The 20698-nt window shown below is 59.9% G+C and carries 14 protein-coding genes; 10 read left to right on the top strand and 4 right to left on the bottom strand.

The features are described 5' to 3' along the window. Positions 1-167 precede the first annotated feature (167 nt). Complete coding sequence (locus AOC04_RS18405) at positions 168-1004, top strand: 23S rRNA (adenine(2030)-N(6))-methyltransferase RlmJ (protein ID WP_060695879.1); 837 nt, start codon at positions 168-170, stop codon at positions 1002-1004. 98 nt (positions 1005-1102) lie between these two features. Here the strand turns inward: AOC04_RS18405 and msrA are convergent, their stop codons facing one another. The 4 genes from msrA to aceE all read right to left on the bottom strand — a co-directional run bounded on the left by msrA (position 1103) and on the right by aceE (position 9175). Further along, positions 1103-1753 carry a peptide-methionine (S)-S-oxide reductase MsrA gene (gene msrA, locus AOC04_RS18400; protein ID WP_060695877.1) on the bottom strand — a complete coding sequence of 217 codons (651 nt, stop codon included), beginning with the start codon at positions 1751-1753 and terminating at the stop codon, positions 1103-1105. Positions 1754-1820: 67 nt separating this feature from the next. After that, positions 1821-4520, bottom strand: coding sequence for a putative bifunctional diguanylate cyclase/phosphodiesterase (locus AOC04_RS18395; RefSeq protein ID WP_060695875.1), 2700 nt, complete (start codon positions 4518-4520; stop codon positions 1821-1823). 357 nt (positions 4521-4877) lie between these two features. After that, positions 4878-6518 carry a dihydrolipoyllysine-residue acetyltransferase gene (gene aceF / locus AOC04_RS18390; protein ID WP_060695873.1) on the bottom strand — a complete coding sequence of 547 codons (1641 nt, stop codon included), beginning with the start codon at positions 6516-6518 and terminating at the stop codon, positions 4878-4880. Positions 6519-6529: 11 nt separating this feature from the next. Continuing rightward, positions 6530-9175: a pyruvate dehydrogenase (acetyl-transferring), homodimeric type gene (gene aceE, locus AOC04_RS18385; RefSeq protein ID WP_060695871.1), complete on the bottom strand. Its 2646-nt coding sequence runs from the start codon at positions 9173-9175 to the stop codon at positions 6530-6532. Between the two features lie 384 nt (positions 9176-9559). Here aceE and glnE point away from each other — a divergent pair, with 384 nt between their 5' ends. The 9 genes from glnE (at position 9560) to AOC04_RS18340 (ending at position 20647) form a co-directional block, all read left to right on the top strand. Next, complete coding sequence (gene glnE, locus AOC04_RS18380) at positions 9560-12502, top strand: bifunctional [glutamate--ammonia ligase]-adenylyl-L-tyrosine phosphorylase/[glutamate--ammonia-ligase] adenylyltransferase (RefSeq protein ID WP_060695869.1); 2943 nt, start codon at positions 9560-9562, stop codon at positions 12500-12502. A gap of 85 nt (positions 12503-12587) precedes the next feature. Beyond that, on the top strand, positions 12588-13511 hold the full coding sequence (locus tag AOC04_RS18375; RefSeq protein ID WP_060695867.1) for a branched-chain amino acid transaminase: 924 nt from the start codon (positions 12588-12590) through the stop codon (positions 13509-13511). A 190-nt stretch (positions 13512-13701) separates the two neighbouring features. After that, positions 13702-14736, top strand: coding sequence for a lipopolysaccharide heptosyltransferase II (waaF, locus tag AOC04_RS18370; RefSeq protein WP_060695865.1), 1035 nt, complete (start codon positions 13702-13704; stop codon positions 14734-14736). After that, on the top strand, positions 14737-15798 hold the full coding sequence (gene waaC, locus AOC04_RS18365) for a lipopolysaccharide heptosyltransferase I (RefSeq protein WP_060695863.1): 1062 nt from the start codon (positions 14737-14739) through the stop codon (positions 15796-15798). Continuing rightward, positions 15798-16919: a glycosyltransferase family 4 protein gene (locus AOC04_RS18360; protein ID WP_060695861.1), complete on the top strand. Its 1122-nt coding sequence runs from the start codon at positions 15798-15800 to the stop codon at positions 16917-16919. The genes waaC and AOC04_RS18360 overlap by 1 nt, the downstream gene beginning before the upstream one ends. Further along, positions 16919-17725 carry a lipopolysaccharide core heptose(I) kinase RfaP gene (gene rfaP / locus AOC04_RS18355; RefSeq protein WP_060695859.1) on the top strand — a complete coding sequence of 269 codons (807 nt, stop codon included), beginning with the start codon at positions 16919-16921 and terminating at the stop codon, positions 17723-17725. Before AOC04_RS18360 ends, rfaP begins: the two co-directional genes overlap by 1 nt. After that, complete coding sequence (locus tag AOC04_RS18350; RefSeq protein WP_060695857.1) at positions 17725-18459, top strand: lipopolysaccharide kinase InaA family protein; 735 nt, start codon at positions 17725-17727, stop codon at positions 18457-18459. The genes rfaP and AOC04_RS18350 overlap by 1 nt, the downstream gene beginning before the upstream one ends. Continuing rightward, positions 18456-19208: a lipopolysaccharide kinase InaA family protein gene (locus AOC04_RS18345; RefSeq protein ID WP_060695855.1), complete on the top strand. Its 753-nt coding sequence runs from the start codon at positions 18456-18458 to the stop codon at positions 19206-19208. Before AOC04_RS18350 ends, AOC04_RS18345 begins: the two co-directional genes overlap by 4 nt. Further along, positions 19208-20647 (top strand): lipopolysaccharide kinase InaA family protein, encoded by a 1440-nt coding sequence (locus tag AOC04_RS18340; protein ID WP_060695853.1) that lies wholly within the window; start codon positions 19208-19210, stop codon positions 20645-20647. The genes AOC04_RS18345 and AOC04_RS18340 overlap by 1 nt, the downstream gene beginning before the upstream one ends. Positions 20648-20698: the final 51 nt, after the last annotated feature.

Raw genomic sequence — 20698 nt, 5'->3', positions numbered from 1 at the left:
TCGCTCTGGCGCTATTGAAAAAGGCCCGTCTCCTTTGGAGGCGGGCCTTTTTTGCTTGCGAGGCCGCGGTGGCGCGGATCTGCAGCACCGTTTGGCGCAGCCGCGGGCTTAACCCCTGACGTTATCCGCTGCACAGGGTAAACTTCGCTCCCTGCGCAGGAGCAACCATGAACTATCGTCACGCCTTCCACGCCGGCAACCACGCCGACGTCTTTAAACACATTGTCTTGACCCGCCTCATCGCCCTGATGTCGCGTAAAGAGCAGCCTTTCGCCTACCTCGATACCCACGCCGGGATCGGCCTGTACGACCTCAAGGGTGATCAGGCCAATCGCACGGGCGAGTATCTGGAAGGCATTGCGCGGTTGTGGGGCAAGAAGAACTTGCCGGCGGTGACTGCCGATTACATGCAGGTGCTCAACAAAATGAACCCGGATGGCGAGTTGCGCTATTACCCGGGCTCGCCCGAGCTGGCGCGGTGTTTGACCCGCTCCCATGATCGCGTGCTGTTGAACGAGAAACACCCGGAAGACGGCGTGTTGCTCAAAGAGAACATGAAGGGCGATCGCCGGGTGGCGGTGCACCTGGGTGAGGGCTGGCATGTGCCGCGGGCTCTGCTTCCGGTAGCCGAGAAGCGCGGATTGATGTTGATCGACCCGCCGTTTGAAAAGCTCGATGAGATGAAGCGCTGTGCCGAATCGCTCAAAGATGCGATCAGCCGTATGCGTCAAACCGTTGTAGCGATCTGGTACCCGATCAAGGACAAGCGTCAGCTGCGTCGCTTCTATCAGGACCTGGCAGGTTCAGGTGCGCCTAAATTGCTGCAGGTGGAGTTGTTTGTTCATCCACTGGATACCCCGAACAGCCTCAATGGCTCAGGCCTGGCGATTGCCAATCCGCCCTGGGGTCTGGAAGAAGAGCTGCGCGAATTGATGCCGTGGCTGGCCAGGAACCTGGGGCAAACCCAGGGCGGCTTTCAGATGGAATGGTTGATCGCAGAGTAATTTGCATCAGGCAAAAAACCATCGCGAGCACGCTCGCTCCTGCAGGTTTAGTTGATACCTGTAGGAGCGAGCGTGCTCGCGATGTTGTTTGTGTCACCTCAAATCGGGCAGGTCACACCGGTGCCGCCGATACCGCAGTAGCCTTCCGGGTTTTTCGCCAGGTATTGCTGGTGATAAGCCTCGGCGAAGTAAACCGTCGGGGCTTCTTCGATTTCGGTGGTGATGGTGCCCAGACCGGCTTTGGTCAGCTCGGTCTGGAATGCGGCTTTGCTGGCCAGCGCCTCGTCCAGCTGTTCAGGCGTGGTGCAGTAGATAACCGAGCGGTACTGGGTGCCGATGTCGTTGCCCTGGCGCATGCCCTGGGTCGGGTTGTGCAGTTCCCAGAACATCTTCAACAGTTCGCCATAGCTGACCTTGTCCTGGTCGTAGACCACCAGAACCACTTCGGTGTGGCCTGTCAGGCCGGAGCAGACTTCCTCGTAGGTCGGGTTCGGCGTGTAGCCGCCCGCGTAGCCCACGACCGTGCTGACCACGCCCTCACGCTGCCAGAACTTGCGTTCAGCGCCCCAGAAACAACCCAGGCCGAAAATGGCAAAACCGACATTGCCGATAAAGGGGCCCAGCAGCGGGGTGTCTTTGTGGACGAAATGGTATTGCGGCAACACCATGGGCGTTTCACGGCCCGGCAGGGCCTGTTCTTGAGTAGGTAGCACGTTTTTATTCACCAGGATTTCCGAGCGCAAGACCATGTTTCAAGTCCTCTCAGTCAGATTGTAGGAATTAAGATCTGCAGTTTGCCCCAGTGTTGCATCGTTGTCAGGCCAGGGGGCCACGCGGATAGCGTTTGAGCTTTGCAATCAGTTCGCTGCCGGGAATCGGGCGGTCGAACAGGTAGCCCTGACCCACATCGCAACGATGGCGGCGCAGGAACCCCAACTGTGCAGCGGTTTCGATGCCTTCGGCAACCACTTTGAGTTTGAGGTTGTGGGCCATGGCGATCACCGCAGAAGTGATTTCCATGTCGTTCTGGTTGTCGGGGATGTCCTTGATAAAGCTGCGATCGATTTTGAGAATGTCGATCGGGAATTTTTTCAGGTAGCTGAGCGATGAATAACCGGTGCCGAAATCGTCCATGGCCAGGGTCAGGCCGAGTTCTTTGAGCTGATCGAGTTGCAGGCGCGTGTCATCGGTTGCTTCGAGCAGCAGGCCTTCGGTCAGTTCAAGTTCCAGCAACGAGGCGGGCAGCTGCTCCTCCTTGAGGATGCTGGCAATCGAGGCCACCAGGTCTGGGTCGGAAAACTGCTTGGGCGACAAATTGATTGCCACCTGCAGGTTGCCCAGGCCTGCGCCGGACAGTTGCTTGCTCATACGGCAGGCCTGGCGCGCGACCCATTTACCAATCGGAATGATCAACCCGGTTTCTTCGGCCACGCTGATGAACTGGTCGGGGCGGATCATGCCTTTTTCAGGGTGGTTCCAGCGCAACAGGGCTTCCATGCCCAGCAGGCGGCCGCTGCGCAGGCAGAGCTTGGGCTGGTAGAACACGTCGAGCTCATTTTGGGTCAGGGCCCGACGCAGATTGTTTTCGACGAAGAGTTTGTAGCTGGCTTCGGCATTCAGGGCTTCGGTGAACACTTGCACCTGATGCTTGCCGTTGGCTTTGGCCTTGTGCAGCGCCAGGCCGGCGTTGCGCATCAGGGTTTGCGGGTCACGCCCGTGCAGCGGGGAGCAGGCGACCCCGACCGAACCGGTGACGCTGATCAGTTGATTGTCGACGAACATCGGCTTGTCGAGGGTCATCAGCAGCTGGCTGGCGACTTTCTGTCCGGTTTCCAGGCCCGTGTCGTCGAGCAGCACGGCGAATTCATTGCTGGCGAAACGCGCCAGGTTGTCACCGGGGTTGAGGCTGTTGCGCAGGCGTCTGGCCAGACTGATCAGCAATTTGTCGCCGGTCTGGTGGCCGAGGCTGTCATTGATGCGCTTGAAGTTGTCGATGTCCACCAGCAGCAGGCAGACCTGGGTGGTGCTGTTGCGGGCGAAGCGCTGATCGAGGTTTCGGATGAAAGCCGGGCGGTTGCCCAGATTGGTCAGGTTGTCGGTATAGGCCAGGCGCTCGATGCGTTGCTGCGCTAGTTTGGATTCGCTGATGTCTTCGTAAATGCCGATGTAGTGGGTCAGTTCACGGTTGTCGCCATACACCTTGGAGATCGACATCTGGCCCCAGTAAGGTTCCAGGTTTTTGCGCCGGCTTTTGAATTCGCCTTGCCAGCTATTGCCTTTGCTCAGGCTTGAGTGCGCATCAAACAGCAGCTCGCTGAGGTTCTCCAGGGCCGGTAGTTCAGACAACTTGTGGCCCTGTACTTCGTCGGAGCTGTACTGAGTGATGGCGGTGAAACTGGGGTTTACGTACTCGACCACTCCCATGCAGTTGACCAGTAAAAAGGCGTTGGCGCTTTGTTCGACGGCCCGCTGGAACAGGTGCAGGGCGTTGGTGGCGGTGCGCCGGTTGTGGTTGCTGATGACCTGGGCGAACTGGTCTGCCAGCTCTCCGGCAAAGGCGATCTCATCCGCCTGCCAGACGCGGGTTTTACCGGTCTGTTCCAGGCACAGCACGCCGACGACCTGACCGTCGATGCGGATGCTGGCATCGAGCATGGCGTTGGCCTTGCATCGCCCCGGGCTTGCCATCAGCTCGCGGGTGCGCGGGTCGCGGTTGGCGTTTTGGGCATCGATGGAACGGCTGGTGTGCAGGGCTTCGAGGTAGGCCGGAAAGGCACTGGCGTCGAAGACTTGCAGCTCGGCAAAGGCCTGGCTTTCGCGTTGATAGGCCGAAATCGGCAGCAGCTGGTTGCCTTCAAGGTTCCAGAGGCTGGCGCCGTCGACCTGATAAATCTCGCAGGCACTGCGGGTAATCAGTTCTGCGGCTTCCTGGAGCGAATTGTGCTGGCTGTACCGGTGGCGGGCCAGCAGCAGGATCAAATCCTGTTGGGCCCGCACCCGCTCCAGGTGCTGGAGTTGTTCCTGCTGGGCCCGCTGGTTGAGCTCCAGGGCAAGGTGCAGGCGACTGTTCTGGGTTTCGGGTTCGGCCCCGGGCGCAACCACAGGCAGCGCACTGTTCACCGCGCTTTCAACCACCAGCAGATAGCCACGCAGCAAGTGCCGGTTATGTTGTTTGTAAGCCTCGCCCAGCTCGATGAGGCTCAGCGCTCCCTGAGGCGTATGCAGGGTGTAATGCACCACGTAGTGGGAGCTGGTACGCAGTTGCAGCTCAATCGCATCGTGCAGGTGATAGCGGGCCTTGGGCTCCATCAGGCTGGCATAGGGTGAGCCGGTGAACGCGCACAGTTCTGCCGCTGGCAGGCCGAACTGGCGTTCGCAGTGCGGGTCCAGGTAGAGCAGTGCCCAGCTGGCTTCATTAAGCCGTTCGAAACGCAGCATGCCGAGCCGGGAAGGCACGGGTAGCTGGGTCACGACCTCGACTGCCATACGCAGGGCAGTATCAGGATGGCTTTTCATTAAGACACTCGCTTCACAAATGCTGATTGCATACGGGCTGGCGCCCTGGTCCTGCGGTCTTGGGCAAGGTTGCATCATGCTTACGGTGCTGACAAGTGAGCATGATGACTCTAGGCGCTATCGGCGGGCTTGCCGATAGCTGCAGGTTGTCCGTCGGCTATTGCGTTTTTATGACTGTCTGCCCGGTTCTGTCGTCATCGGTGCCACAGTTCATTCAGGGTTATGGGGTGAGTCGGATGACCGGCAAAAATCGCGGGCAAAAAAAGCCCCGCCAAACGGGCGGGGTTGAGGTACGAGCGTGGCGCCCGGAAAACTGTGCGCTACCCCGGCCTTCGGTGAAGAAGGCCGGGGCGTGGCTTACAACAGGATAGTGCGGATGTCGCCCAGCAAGTCGCTCAGGCGCTTGGTGAAGCGTGCAGCCGCCGCGCCGTTGATCACGCGGTGATCGTAGGACAGCGACAGAGGCAGCATCAGTTTCGGCTGGAAGGCTTTGCCGTCCCAGACTGGCTGGATGGTTGCCTTGGAAACGCCGAGGATCGCCACTTCCGGTGCATTGACGATCGGCGTGAAGCCGGTGCCGCCGATGTGCCCGAGGCTGGAAATGGTGAAGCAGGCGCCCTGCATGTCGTCGGCAGTGAGCTTCTTGTCACGGGCTTTGGCAGCCAGTGCAGCGGCCTCCGCGGCAAGTTGCAGCAGGCTTTTCTGGTCGACGTTTTTGATCACAGGGACCAGCAGGCCATCCGGGGTGTCTACGGCAAAGCCGATGTTGACGTACTTCTTGCGGATGATCGCTTTGCCGCTTGGCGCCAGCGAGCTGTTGAAGTCCGGCATTTCCTTGAGCAGGTGGGCGCAGGACTTGAGCAGCAGAGGCAGTACGGTCAGCTTCACGCCAGCTTTTTCTGCGACGGCTTTTTGCGCGACGCGGAAGGCTTCCAGCTCGGTGATGTCAGCCTGGTCGAACTGAGTCACGTGCGGGATGTTCAGCCAGCTGCGGTGCAGGCTCGACGCGCCGATTTGCATCAGGCGGGTCATGGCCACTTCTTCAACTTCGCCGAAGCGGCTGAAGTCCACTACAGGGATCGGAGGAATGCCCGCGCCGCCGGTTGCGCCGGCTGCTGGAGCTTCCTTGGCCTTCTGCATCATGGCTTTGACGTAAGCCTGCACGTCTTCCTTGATCACACGACCGTGCGGGCCGCTCGGGCTGACCGCGTTCAGCTCGACGCCGAACTCGCGGGCCAGTTGACGCACGGCCGGGCCGGCGTGAACTTTGGCACCGCTTGGCGCAGGTGCGGCGGCCGGGGCAGGTGCCGTGGCTTTGGTAGCCGGTGCAGCTGCAGGAGCAGCCACTGGCGCTTCAGCTGTGGCCGCAGCAGGTGCTGGCGCCTGAGCCGGTGCAGCTGGCGCAGCGGCGCCCGCTACCTTGAGCTTGAGGATGAAGTCGCCAGTGCCGACTTCGTCGTCCAGCTTGACCGAAATGCTTTCAACCACACCGGCGGCCGGCGATGGAATTTCCATGCTGGCTTTGTCGGATTCGAGGGTGATCAGCGATTGATCAGCCTCAACGGTATCGCCGGCCTTGACCAGGATCTCGATGATTTTGGCTTTGCCCGACGAACCGATGTCCGGGACGTGAATGTCCTGGACGGTGGATTGTGCAGGTGCTGCAGCCGGGGCCGCAGGGGCCTCGGCAACAGGGGCGGCGGCCGGCTTTTCAGCGGCGGCAGCAGGCGCCGCAGGGGCTGGTGCTTCAGGTGCAGCAGCGCCACCTTCAACTTCCAGCTCCAGCAGTTCGTCGCCTTCTTTCAGGCGGTCGCCCAGCTTGACCTTCAGGCTCTTGACCACGCCGGCCTTGGGAGCAGGGATTTCCATGCTCGCCTTGTCCGACTCCAGGGTCAGGATGCTCTGGTCGGCTTCGATACGGTCGCCGACTTTTACAAACAGTTCGATGACTTCGCCGTCACCGCTGCCGATGTCAGGTACTCGAATGAGTTCGCTCACAAATATTCTCCTCAGCAGTCCAGTGGGTTGCGTTTTTCCGGGTTGATGCCGAACTTGACGATGGCTTCAGCCACCACCTTGGGTTCGATATCGCCACGGTCAGCCAGTGCTTCAAGGGCTGCCAACACCACGAAGTGACGGTCTACTTCAAAGAAGTGACGCAGTTTCTTGCGGCTGTCGCTGCGGCCGAAACCGTCAGTGCCCAGCACTTTGAATTCCTTGACCGGTACCCACTGACGAATCTGCTCGGCGAACAGCTTCATGTAGTCGGTAGAGGCAATGACCGGACCCTTACGGCCAGTCAGGCACTCTTCAACGTAGCTCAGCTTGGGCTTCTGGCCCGGGTGCAGACGGTTGCTGCGCTCAACGGCCAGGCCGTCGCGACGCAGTTCGTTGAAGCTGGTAACGCTCCATACGTCAGCACCGATGTTGAAGTCTTCACGCAGGATTTTCGCCGCTTCACGTACTTCGCGCAGGATGGTGCCGGAGCCCATCAGCTGAACGTGGTGAGCCGCTTCCTTGGTGTCTTCTTCAAGCAGGTACATGCCCTTGACGATGCCTTCCTCAACACCGGCCGGCATGGCTGGCTGCTGGTACGACTCGTTCATCACGGTGATGTAGTAGAAGACGTCCTGTTGCTCTTCGGTCATCTTCTTCATGCCGTCCTGAATGATCACCGCCAGCTCATAGCCGTAGGTCGGATCAAAGGTGCGGCAGTTCGGGATGGTGCTGGCCAGGATATGGCTGTGACCGTCTTCGTGCTGCAGGCCTTCACCGTTGAGCGTGGTACGCCCGGCGGTGCCGCCGATCAGGAAGCCACGGGTGCGGCTGTCGCCGGCAGCCCAGGCCAGGTCGCCAATGCGCTGGAAGCCGAACATCGAGTAGAAGATGTAGAACGGCAGCATTGGCTGGTTGTGGTTGGAGTACGATGTACCGGCGGCGATGAAGGAGCTCATGGCGCCTGCTTCGTTGATGCCTTCTTCGAGAATCTGACCTTTTTTGTCTTCGCGGTAGAACATCACCTGGTCTTTATCAACCGGCTCGTAGAGCTGGCCGACGGCCGAGTAGATGCCCAGCTGGCGGAACATGCCTTCCATACCGAAGGTGCGTGCTTCGTCCGGGATGATCGGAACGATGCGCTGACCGATGTCCTTGTCCTTCACCAACTGCGCCAGGATGCGCACGAAAGCCATGGTGGTGGAAATTTCACGGTCGCCGGAACCGTCAAGGATGGCCTTTAGCGTGTCCAGTGGCGGGGTGGGGATGCTCAGGCTCTTGGCGCGGCGCTGAGGGACGAAGCCGCCCAGTGCAGTGCGACGCTCGCTCAGGTAACGGGCTTCGGCGCTGCCGTCTTCCGGCTTGAAGAACGGCAGGTTTTCGATTTCGTCGTCTTTGACCGGAATGTCGAAACGGTCGCGGAACAGCTTCAGGCTTTCAACATCAACTTTCTTGGTGTTGTGCGCAGTGTTTTTCGCTTCGCCGGCACCGGTGCCATAACCTTTGATGGTCTTGGCCAGGATGACGGTTGGCTGGTCTTTGTGATTGACCGCTTCGTGGTACGCCGCGTAGACCTTGTACGGGTCGTGGCCGCCACGGTTGAGCTTCCAGATCTCGTCGTCGGACAGATCGGCAACCATTGCCTTGAGTTCTGGCGTGTTGAAGAAGTGCTCACGCACGAACGCGCCGTCTTTGGCTTTGTAGTTCTGGTATTCGCCGTCGATGACTTCGTCCATGCGACGTTGCAGGATACCGTCGACGTCCTTGGCCAGCAGTGGGTCCCAGAAACGGCCCCAGATGACTTTGGTCACGTTCCAGTGAGCGCCGCGGAACACGCCTTCGAGTTCCTGGATGATCTTGCCGTTACCGCGAACCGGGCCATCAAGGCGCTGCAGGTTGCAGTTGATGACGAAGATCAGGTTGTCGAGGTTTTCGCGGCCTGCCAGGGAGATGGCGCCCAGGGATTCCGGCTCGTCACACTCGCCGTCGCCCAGGAAACACCAGACTTTTTGCTTGCCGGCAGGAATGTAGCCACGGGCTTCCAGGTACTTCATGAAGCGTGCCTGGTAGATCGCCTGGATCGGGCCAAGGCCCATGGATACAGTCGGGAACTGCCAGAAGTCAGGCATCAGCCAAGGGTGCGGGTAGGACGACAGGCCCTGACCGTCGACTTCCTGGCGGAAGTTGTTCATTTGGTCTTCGGTGATGCGGCCTTCCATGAACGCACGGGCGTAAACGCCTGGCGAGGTGTGACCCTGGAAGTAGATCAGGTCGCCGCCATGTTCTTCGGTCGGCGCCTGGAAGAAGTAGTTGAAGCCGATGTCATACAGCGTTGCGCTGGAAGCGAAACTGGAGATGTGACCGCCCAGGTCAGAATCTTTCAAGTTCGTGCGCATAACCATCGCCATCGCGTTCCAGCGTACCAGCGAGCGAATGCGGCGTTCCATGAACAGGTCGCCAGGCATGCGTGCTTCGTGGGTAACAGGAATCGTGTTGCGGTATGGCGTGGTGATGGCGTACGGCAGTTGCGAACCGGTGCGTGTAGCGAGCTCACCCATACGGGTCATCAGGTAGTGAGCGCGTTCTTCGCCTTCTTTGTCGAGAACCGATTCCAGGGCGTCCAGCCATTCCTGGGTTTCGACGGGATCGAGGTCTTGCATGGCTTGCTCCAGGGCGGAAAGGCTTCCAGAATCGGTTGCCTGAGTTTGCGACTGGCCTTGTGGGCAGACGACATAAATTCTTGGATGACCGGAGGGTTGATTCCGGCGTTGTGTAGTTTTACTACAAATCGTCGGCCATTTCAGCCTTTCGAGTATCTTGCTCAGTAGTAAAACTACAGGAAAGCATAGGATGCTTACCTATTGCGTTGTGTGAAAAATCGATATTGTTGGTGCGTAATTTACAATTTGACCTTCAGATGTCAGGTCGGCTGCCAATTAAATAGAAAATTCAGCTATTTGTAACCTTTGTTCGACAGTCGGATTTAACCGCTGTTTCTTCCTGTCACCGTACTCGGCAACGTCTTCGCCGATCAAGGATAGACCATGAGCCTTCCCTCGCTTGCCGCAATCCCCAGCCTTTTATTGCCACTTGCCAGCCGTAGCCAACAGTCATGGCGTGCTGCGGTCGCGCAACTCGCAGGCGAGCAGGAACTCGATGACTGGTCGCCGCAGCGCTGGGCAGCGTTTGATCGGGTAAGTGCGGCGAGTGACTTCTTTATTGAACAGTCATTGCGTGACCCTTTGATGTTGCTAGAGCTGGTGCGCGCGGGGGAGCTGGACCGCAGCTTCAAGCCTGGCGAGTTGTGCGGGCAAATCGCGGCTGTCGTGGCGACGGCAACCACCGATGACGAACTGGGCCGTGTACTGCGGCGTCAGCGCACCCGTCAGCAAATCCGGATTATCTGGCGTGATCTCAACCGTCAGGCCGATCTGATTGAAACCTGCCGCGACCTGTCGGACATGGCCGATGCCAGCATCGATCAGGCTTATCGCTGGTTGTATGAGCGCCATTGCCAGCAATTTGGTACGCCTACCGGGAATCGCAGTGGCGAGCCACAGCAGATGGTCATTCTGGGCATGGGCAAACTGGGCGCTGTGGAGCTCAATCTGTCATCGGACATCGACCTGATTTTCGCCTACCCCGAGGGCGGCGAAACTGTCGGGGCAAAGCGTGCGCTGGACAATCAGGAGTTCTTTATCCGCCTGGGCCAGCGCCTGATCAAGGCCCTGGACCCGATGACCGTTGACGGTTTTGTGTTCCGTGTCGATATGCGCCTGCGGCCTTACGGTTCTTCTGGCGCGCTGGTGTTGAGCTTCAACGCACTGGAGCAGTACTACCAGGATCAAGGTCGCGACTGGGAGCGCTACGCCATGATCAAGGCCCGGGTAGTGGCCGGTGATCAGGAGGCGGGGGCGCAGTTGCTCAGTTTGCTGCGACCGTTCGTTTATCGGCGCTACCTCGACTTTTCGGCGATTGAAGCGCTGCGCACCATGAAGCAGCTGATCCAGCAGGAAGTGCGGCGCAAAGGCATGGCCGACAACATCAAGCTGGGCGCTGGCGGGATTCGTGAAGTCGAATTTATCGCCCAGGCCTTTCAACTGATCCATGGCGGTCGCGACCTCAGTCTGCAGCAACGCCCGCTGCTTAAAGTGCTGAGCATCCTCGAAGGTCAGGGTTACCTGCCCGCCGCGGTTGTCAGCGAGCTGCGTGAAGGCTATGAATTTTTGCGCTACACCGAGCATGCGATTCAGGCCATTGCCGACCGCCAGACCCAAATGCTGCCGGACACTGAGCAGGATCAGGCGCGTATTGCCTTCATGATGGGCTTCGACAGCTGGGCGGCGTTCCACGAGCAACTGATGGAGTGGCGCGGCCGTATCGACTGGCACTTCCGTCAGGTAATTGCCGACCCGGACGACGAAGAAGATATCGACGAAGGTGAGCTGATCGTCGGTGGCGAGTGGTTGCCGTTGTGGGAAGAAGTCCAGGATGACGCGGCGGCCTGCGTCCAACTGCAAGAAGCCGGGTTTATCGATGCTCCCAAGGCCCTTAAGCAGCTGGCCAGCCTGCGCTCCAGCCCGCAATTGCGGGCCATGCAGCGTTTGGGGCGCGAGCGGCTGGATGCCTTTATTCCGCGTCTGCTGGCTCAGGCGGTGGAGCATGCCAACCCCGATCTGGTGCTGGAGCGGGTGTTGCCGCTGGTTGAGGCAGTCGCCCGGCGCTCCGCGTATTTAGTGTTGTTGACCGAGAACCCCGATGCCCTGCGACGTTTGCTGACTCTGTGCGCGGCCAGCCCATGGATTGCCGAGCAGATCACCCGTTTCCCGTTGTTGCTCGACGAGTTGCTCAATGAAAGCCGTCTGTTCAAGCCGCCGCTGGCCCCAGAGCTGGCTGGCGAACTGCGCGAACGTCTGACGCGTATTCCCGAGGACGACCTTGAGCAGCAGATGGAGGCCTTGCGTAATTTCAAGCTGGCACACCGCCTGCGGGTGGCCGCCTCGGAAATCGCCGGCAGCCTGCCTTTAATGAAAGTCAGCGATTACCTGACCTGGCTGGCCGAAGCGATTCTGGAACAAGTGCTGGCGCTGGCCTGGCGCCAGACGGTGGCCAAGTACGGCACGCCGCAGCGTGCGGACGGCAGCCTGTGCGATCCCGGCTTTATTATCGTGGGCTATGGCAAGGTGGGCGGAATCGAGCTGGGGCACGGCTCGGATCTGGATCTGGTGTTTATTCACGATGGCGACCCCAGTGCTGACACCGATGGACCCAAACCCATCGATAGCGCGCAATTTTTCACCCGTCTTGGCCAGCGCATCATCCACTTGCTGACCGCCCAGACCAACTCCGGGCAGCTGTATGACGTCGATATGCGCCTGCGCCCGTCAGGCGCATCGGGGTTGCTGGTCAGCTCGCTCGGGGCTTTCGAGCGTTACCAGCAAAACGAAGCCTGGACCTGGGAACATCAGGCGCTGGTGCGGGCCCGGGTACTGGTGGGTTGCAAGCAGGTCGGGGCCGCATTCGAGCAGGTGCGCGCGAGCGTTCTGTGCCGGGAGCGCGATTTGCACACCCTGCGCCAGGAAGTCAGCGAGATGCGGGCCAAAATGCGCGGCAACCTCGGTACCCGGATAACCGCTGCAGGTACTGCTGAAAATGCCTTTCAGGCCACGGTGCCGTTCGACCTCAAGCAGGACGCCGGAGGTATCGTCGATATTGAATTTATGGTGCAATACGCGGCCCTGGCCTGGTCCAGGGAACACCCGGCGTTACTGCGCTACACCGATAACATCCGCATTCTGGAAGGGCTGGAGCAGGACGGGCTGATACCCGCCGCTGATGCTGCCCTGTTGCGCGAGGCTTACAAGGCCTTTCGCGCCGTAGCCCACCGGCAAGCCTTGCAGAAGGAGGCCGGGGTGGTCACGGGGGATCAATTTGTGGTCGAACGTCAACACGTACGGCGCATTTGGTCTGAGCTAGGATTGAGCTAAAGAACGTATCCGGCGGGTCCATAAGGCCCGTCCAATTTGCCTGACGTGTCATGCGCAGGTGCTGGATTCTTTGAGGAGCGTAATGATGTCGATGGCTGATCGTGATGGTGTGATCTGGTATGACGGCAAGCTGGTGCCGTGGCGCGATGCGACAACCCACGTGCTGACCCATACCCTGCACTACGGCATGGGCGTGTTTGAAGGTGTACGCGCGTATGAAACCCCGCAAGGCCCGGCGATTTTCCGGCTGCAGGCGCACACTGACCGCCTGTTCGATTCGGCCCACATCATGGGCATGAAAATCCCGTTCAGCAAAGACGAAATCAACGAAGCGACCCGCCTTGCGGTGCGTGAAAACAACCTCGACAGCGCTTACATCCGGCCGATGGTGTTCTACGGATCCGAAGCCATGGGCCTGCGTGCCACCGGCCTTAAAGTCCACGTGATCATCGCGCCTTGGAGCTGGGGTGCCTACATGGGCGCCGAGGCCCTGGAAGTCGGGATCAAGGTGCGTACCAGCTCCTTTACCCGTCACCACGTGAACATTTCCATGACCCGGGCCAAGGCCAATGGTCACTACATCAACTCGATGCTGGCTCTGCAGGAAGCGATTTCCGGCGGTGCCGACGAAGCGCTGTTGCTGGACCCGGAAGGCTTCGTGGCCGAAGGCTCGGGCGAAAACGTATTCCTGATCAAGGACGGCGTGATCTACACCCCGGACGTGACGGCTTGCCTGAACGGCATCACCCGCAGCACGATCCTGACCCTGGCCACCGAGCTTGGGTACCAGTTTGTAGAAAAACGCATTACCCGCGACGAGGTGTACATCGCCGACGAAGCATTCTTTACCGGCACTGCCGCTGAAGTAACGCCGATTCGCGAAGTTGACGGGCGACTGATCGGTATTGGCCGTCGTGGTCCGATCACCGAAAAACTGCAAAAGGCCTACTTTGATCTAGTGACCGGCAAGACTACGGCTCACCCAGAGTGGCGTACACTGGTCAAATAAAGCGATATGGCACTACAGCGGGGAGGCGAATGCCTGATTCCCGTCAGTTAAATGAACGCTGTTTCTGTAGGAGCGAGCTTGCTCGCGAGGTCTTTCTTGAGAGGCTCGCGAGCAAGCTCGCTCCTACAGTTGAAGGCTGTTGACTGGCAGGTATCAGGCGAATGCCTCCCTTGCTCGTTTATGGAAACTTATGAATATTTTGATCGTTGGGCCCAGCTGGGTCGGTGACATGGTGATGGCGCAGACACTGTTCCAGTGCCTGAAACAGCGTCACCCGGAGTGCGCAATCGATGTGCTGGCCCCTGAGTGGAGCCGGCCCATCCTTGAGCGTATGCCTGAAGTTCGTCAGGCCTTGAGCTTTGCGCTCGGCCACGGCGCACTCGAACTGGCCACGCGACGCAAGATCGGCAAGTCCCTCAAAGGGCAATACGATCAGGCCATCCTGCTGCCCAACTCGCTGAAATCGGCACTGGTGCCGTTTTTCGCCGGTATCCCCAAGCGCACTGGCTGGCGCGGTGAGTTCCGCTACGGCCTGCTCAACGACGTGCGCAAGCTCGATAAAGAGCGCTATCCGCTGATGATCGAGCGCTTTATGGCGCTGGCCTATGCGCCCGGTGCAGATCTGCCCCGGCCGTACCCGCGTCCCGCTTTGCAAATCGATCCGGGGAGTCGCGCTGCGGCCCTGGACAAGTTTGGTCTGGCACTGGACCGTCCGGTGCTGGCGCTGTGCCCGGGTGCTGAGTTCGGTGAGTCCAAGCGCTGGCCTTCCGAGCACTACGCTGCGGTGGCCGAGCAGAAAATCCGCGAAGGCTGGCAAGTCTGGCTGTTCGGCTCTAAAAACGATCACGGGGTGGGGGAAGACATCCGCTCGCGGCTGATTCCGGGGCTGCGTGAAGAGTCGGTCAACCTCAGCGGCGAGACTTCGCTGGCGCAAGCCATTGATCTGTTGTCGTGCGCTGATGCGGTGGTGTCCAACGATTCGGGGCTGATGCACGTGGCGGCGGCGCTTAATCGCCCGCTGGTGGCGGTGTATGGCTCGACATCGCCGGGCTTCACTCCGCCCTTGGCCGACAAGGTCGAGATCGTGCGCCTGGGCCTCGATTGCAGCCCGTGCTTCGATCGTACCTGCCGTTTCGGCCACTACAACTGCCTGCGTGAACTGATGCCGCAACCGGTGGTTGAAGCCTTGCAGCGTTTGCAGGGTTCTGTGGTCGAGGTCAACTAGGTGCGCGTTCTGTTGGTCAAAACCTCATCCCTGGGAGATGTGATTCATGCCTTGCCGGCGCTGTCCGATGCGGCGCGGGCCATTCCGGGGATCACTTTCGACTGGGTGGTGGAAGAAGGCTTTGCCGAGATTCCGACCTGGCACCCGGCAGTGGGCAAAGTGATTCCGGTGGCGATCCGCCGCTGGCGCAAAAACATTTGGCAAACCATCAAGAGCGGCGAATGGCGACGTTTCAAGCAAAGCCTGCGTGCCGAGAAATACGATCTGGTGATCGACGCCCAGGGCCTGGTTAAAAGTGCCTGGCTGACGCGCTACGTCAACGCTCCGGTGGCCGGCCTGGACAAAAACTCTGCCCGCGAACCGCTGGCCAGCCGCTTTTATCAGCGTCGTCTGGCCGTAGCCCGTGGGCAGCATGCGGTTGAGCGCCTGCGCCAGTTGTTTGCCGTCGCTTTGGGCTACGACTTGCCCAAGGGGCTGGGCGATTACGGCCTCGATGTCGAGCGCCTGATTGAATTGCCGCGCAACAAGCCTTACGTACTGTTTTTGCATGGCACTACCTGGGACACCAAGCACTGGCCTGAACTGTACTGGCGCGACCTGGCGCTACGGATGGCGGACAAGGGTGTTGAAGTTCGCCTGCCGTGGGGCAACCCGGCGGAAAAATCCAGGGCAGAGCGCATTGCCAATGGTTTGGGCAACGCAGTGGTTCTGCCCAAACTGAACCTGGCAGGTGTTGCCAGGGTATTGGCCAGCGCCAGTGCCTGTGTGGCGGTGGACACCGGCCTCGGGCATCTGGCTGCGGCACTCGATGTGCCGACCATCTCCCTGTTCGGGCCGACCAACCCCGGCCTCACGGGCGCCTACGGCAAGGTGCAGATCCATCTGGCCAGCGATTTTCCCTGTGCACCGTGCCTGCAGAAAAAATGTACTTACCAGCCGACTGCACAGGACCAGCAGCGGTTTGATCTGAAGAACGAGTGGCCCTTGTGCTTCACTCGTCTGAACCCTGAGCGTGTCGCGAGTCGATTAAGCACGTTGTTACTGGCTGAGGAACTGCGCTGATGCAACTGGCTTTTGTGTTGTACAAATACTTCCCGTTTGGCGGCCTGCAACGCGATTTCATGCGTATTGCCCTGGAGTGCCAGAAGCGCGGGCACCAGATCCGTGTGTACACGATGATCTGGGAGGGCGATATTCCGCCGGGCTTCGAAGTGCTGGTGGCGCCGGTCAAGGCATTCTTCAATCACACGCGCAATGAAAAAATGCTCGCCTGGATGCAGGCCGATCTGGTCAAGCGCCCGGTTGATCGGGTGATTGGCTTCAACAAAATGCCGGGTCTGGACGTGTACTACGCGGCGGATGGCTGCTTTGAGGACAAGGCGCAGAATTTGCGCCACTCGATGTATCGCCACTTCAAGCGCTACAAACATTTTGCCGAATACGAGCGCGCGGTCTTCGACAAAGACGCCAGGACCGAAATCCTGATGATTTCCGAGGTCCAACAACCGCTGTTTATCAAGCATTACCAAACTCCGCTGCAGCGCTTCCATTTGTTGCCGCCGGGTATTGCACTGGACCGCCGTGCCCCGGCCAATGTGGCCGAGATTCGCGCCGAGTTCCGCCGCGAGTTCAAGCTGGCCGACGACGACCTGTTGCTGGTACAGATTGGCTCCGGGTTCAAGACCAAGGGGGTGGACCGCAGCCTCAAAGCCCTGGCCGCGTTGCCGTCGCAGCTTAGAAAACGCACCCGGCTGTTTGTCATCGGCCAGGACGACCCCAAGGTTTTCCAGCTGCAAAGCGCCACTCTGGGGCTGGGCGATCACGTGCAGTTCCTCAAGGGCCGCAGTGACATCCCGCGCTTCCTGCTGGGTGCCGATTTGCTGATCCATCCCGCTTACAACGAAAACACCGGCACGGTACTGCTTGAAGCGCTGGTGGCCGGGTTGCCGGTACTGGTCAGCGCGGTGTGCGGCTATGCCCACTACATCAGTGACGCCGATTGCGGGCGGGTGCTGGATGAGCCGTTCGAACAAACGCAACTCAATGAATACCTGACACACATGTTGTCCGACGATGCTGCACGTGCGGCCTGGAGCCAAAACGGCCTGGCCTACGCGCAGACGGCCGACCTCTATAGCATGCCGCAGCACGCTGCGGATGTGATTCTGGCGGAGCAACACTGATGAAACTGATTCTTGCCGAACCGTTCAAAAGCTTGTGGGCCGGGCGCGATGCGTTCACCGAAGTCGAGCGTCTGGAAGGCGAGGTTTACCGCGAACTGGAAGGCCGGCGTACCTTGCGTACTGAAGTCGACGGACGCGGTTTCTTTGTTAAAATTCACCGCGGCATTGGCTGGGGTGAAGTCTTTAAAAACTTGCTGACCGCCAAGCTGCCGGTTCTCGGTGCAGGCCAGGAATGGCGTGCGATCAAGCGCCTGCACGAAGTCGGCGTACCGACCATGACGGCTGTCGCCTATGGCGAAAAGGGCAGCAACCCGGCCGCCCAGCACTCGTTCATCATCACTGAAGAGCTGGCCCCCACCGTCAGCCTCGAAGACTTCAGCCTCAACTGGGTCAAAGAGCCGCCGCGGCCCAAACTCAAGCATGCGCTGATCGCCGAAGTGGCGCGCATGACCGGCATGATGCACCGCGCCGGGGTCAACCACCGCGACTGCTACATCTGCCACTTTTTGTTGCACACCGACAAACCGGTCACGGCCGAAAATTTCCGCCTGTCGATCATTGACCTGCATCGCGCCCAGACCCGTACGGTGATCAGCAAGCGCTGGCGTAATAAAGACCTGGCGGCGCTGTATTTCTCGGCGCTGGACATCGGTCTGACCCAACGCGACAAGCTGCGATTCCTGCGCGGTTATTTCCAGCGGCCGCTGCGCCAGATCCTGCGCGAAGAGGCCCGCTTGCTGGCGTGGCTCGAAGGCAAGGCGAGCAAACTCTATGAACGCAAACTGCGTTATGGAGATGCACTGTAATGGCGGGCTGGAATCTGGAACCGGCTTACAGCGCTCTGACAGCGGATTTTGGCACTCTGGATGCGGTTTTTGCCTTGCAGGGGGAGCACCTGACCCGTGACCCGCTGTCCGAGGTCATTCGCGTCGAGCGCGGCGGGGTCAATTATTACGTCAAACGCTACACCGGTGCCGGCAAAGGCTTGCGCCGTTATCTGGGGCGCCCGCGGGTCAAATCCGAATGGCAAAACCTCAAGCGTTTCGCCAAGTGGGGCATTCCCACGGCAGAAGTCGTGGCCTGGGGGCTTGAGCGCAGCGGCGCGGCCTATGCCCGTGGTGCCTTGATTACTCGCGAGCTGCCCAATACCCGCGACTTGTCAGAGCTGGCCGACAACCACGATCCGTTGCTCAAGGATCGCGCCTGGGTCGATGGCGTGAGTCGTCAATTGGCCCGCTGTACGCGGATCATGCACGACCACCGCTTCACCCATAACGATCTCAAGTGGCGCAACCTGCTGATCGACGATCAGGCAAAACTGTATTTGATCGACTGCCCCAACGGCGATTTCTGGCGCGGTTTCTGGCTCAAGTACCGCATCACCAAAGACCTGGCATGCCTGGACAAAGTGGCCAAATACCACCTGACTGCCACCCAGCGCCTGCGTTTTTATTTCCAGTACACGGGGCGTAATACGCTCAACGCGGCGGACAAAGAGCGGGTTCGTCATATCGTGCGTTTCTTTGAGGGCCGGGAATGACTGATTTTGTTGCAGACGCCGAACGGGCCTTGCTTGAGCGCAACGGGCTGGCTGACTTTGATGCGTTGTGGGCCGTGCAACTGGAGGCGGTGGATGAACCCAACACCAGTGGTGGTGGCTGGAGCAGCGTGTTTCGTATGGATCTGGAAGGCCAGGGCTTTTACCTCAAGCGCCAGAGCAACTACCTGACCCGCACGCTACACAGTCCGTTGGGCGAGCCGAGCTTTGCCCGCGAATTTCGCAATATTGAACGTTATAAACAGCTAGGCATTCCGGCGCTGGAAGCCGTGTTCTTTGGCGAACGCAAAGTGCCGGGCGAGCGTCGGGCGATCCTGATGACCCGCGCTCTGGATGGCTGGACTGATCTGGATTCGTTGCTTGAGCAGTGGTCGCAACTGACGGCCGGGCAACAGCAGGCGATCTTGCAGGCATGCGGCCGGTTGGCGCGTCGCCTGCACGCGGTGCGTCAGGTTCACGGCTGTTTTTATCCCAAGCACATTTTCTTGCAGCCTGATGGGGCGGCCTATCGCGCGCAACTGATCGACCTGGAAAAAACCCGGCCCTTGCTGCTGGGCCAACGTGACCGGGTCAAGGATATCGAGCCGTTGCTGCGTCGGGCCCATGCCTGGACTGAAGCTGACGTGCGCGCCTTACTCGCGGCCTATCTGAAACAGCCGGCAGACAGTGGCCTGGTGGATGCGTGGTATCAGCGCCTGAACGTGCGTCGCAGCCACAAGGAGACCCGCTGATGCGTTTGTCCGAACTGCAAAACGCCGGGCGTGCGCCGGGCTTGCCGCTAAGCATTGAGCTGGAGGACGCCGCCGGGCCCGCCAGGCTGCAACTGCTGACCCTGTTGCGCGTGTTGCCGGGCCAGCGCTATGTCGGCGCCGGTGTCTGGCGCGGGCGTACGGTGCTGGCCAAGTTGATGGTGGGCCCTAAAGCTGCGCGCAATTTTCAGCGCGAGCTCAATGGCGTGCGTCTGCTGGCCGAGCAAGGGCTGACCACGCCCTTGCTGCTGGCCGACGGTTTGCAGGAAGGCGAGGGCGGCTGGTTGCTGTTCGAGTTTCTGGAAAACGCCCAGAGCCTGGATATGGCCTGGAAAGCGGTGCAGGGTTTGCCGGTCCTGGCAGATGAGCAACAAGCCGTATTGGCACAAGCGCTGGGCGCGATCGGGCAGATGCACCTCAAGGGGCTCTGGCAGGAAGACCTGCACTTGGACAACCTGCTGCGCCAGAACGGCAAGCTGTATTTGATCGACGGTGCGGGTATTTGCGTCGAAGAGGCAGGCAAGCCGCTGTCCCGACAAAAAGTGCTGGAAAACCTGGGCGTGTTCTTCGCCCAGTTGCCGAAAAACCTTGAGCCGTTTATCGAAGAATTGCTGGTGCATTATTTGCTCAGCAATGGCGAGCACGCCTTGCCGATGGAAGCGCTGCTCAAGCAAGTCGAGAAAATCCGTGCCTGGCGGCTGAACGACTTTCTGACCAAGGTCGGTCGGGACTGCACCTTGTTCAGCGTGCAGCGCGGGGCTTTTGCCTTGCGCGGCATTCGCCGCGACCAGGAGGCAGCGATGCTGCCGGTACTGGCCCGGGCCGATGCCTTGCTCGATCAGGGACACCTTTATAAAACCGGTGGTGCAGCGAGTGTTGGCAAGGTTGAAGTGGCGGGCCGCACGCTGGTGGTCAAGCGCTACAACATCAAAGGTTTCGCCCACTGGCTCAAGCGCTTTTGGCGTCCGAGCCGGGCCTGGCATTCGTGGCGCGAGGGCAACCGCCTGGCGTTTCTGGGCATTGCTACGCCCCAGCCGCTGGCGTTGCTGGAAACACGTTTTTGCTGGCTGCGCGGCAAAGCGTATCTGGTGACCGAGTACTTGCCGGGCCCGGACATCATCGAGCGCTTTGCGCCCTATGTTGAGAGGGGTGATGCGCCGCTAGTCGAGTTGCAGGCGCTGGACGGGTTGTTTGCCGATTTGATTCGCGAGCGCATCAGTCATGGCGACCTCAAGGGACATAACGTGTTCTGGGATGAAGGGCGTTGGGCGCTGATTGATCTGGATTCGATGTGCCAGCACCGTTCCCTGAGCAGTTTCGCCCCGGCGTATGCCCGTGACCGGGCGCGCTTCATGCGTAACTGGCCAGCGGACAGTGCGTTGTATCAATTGATCGACGGGCGCCTGCCCAAACAGCCCTGACCCCAACCCTCTGTAGGAGCGAGCTTGTCTCGCGAGCCTTTCGTTGCGGCG

The sequence above is a fragment of the Pseudomonas versuta genome, assembly GCF_001294575.1.
Lineage (GTDB): Bacteria > Pseudomonadota > Gammaproteobacteria > Pseudomonadales > Pseudomonadaceae > Aquipseudomonas > Aquipseudomonas versuta.
Note: the sequence above shows the minus strand (reverse complement) of the source record. Positions and strands in the feature narration are given on the sequence as shown.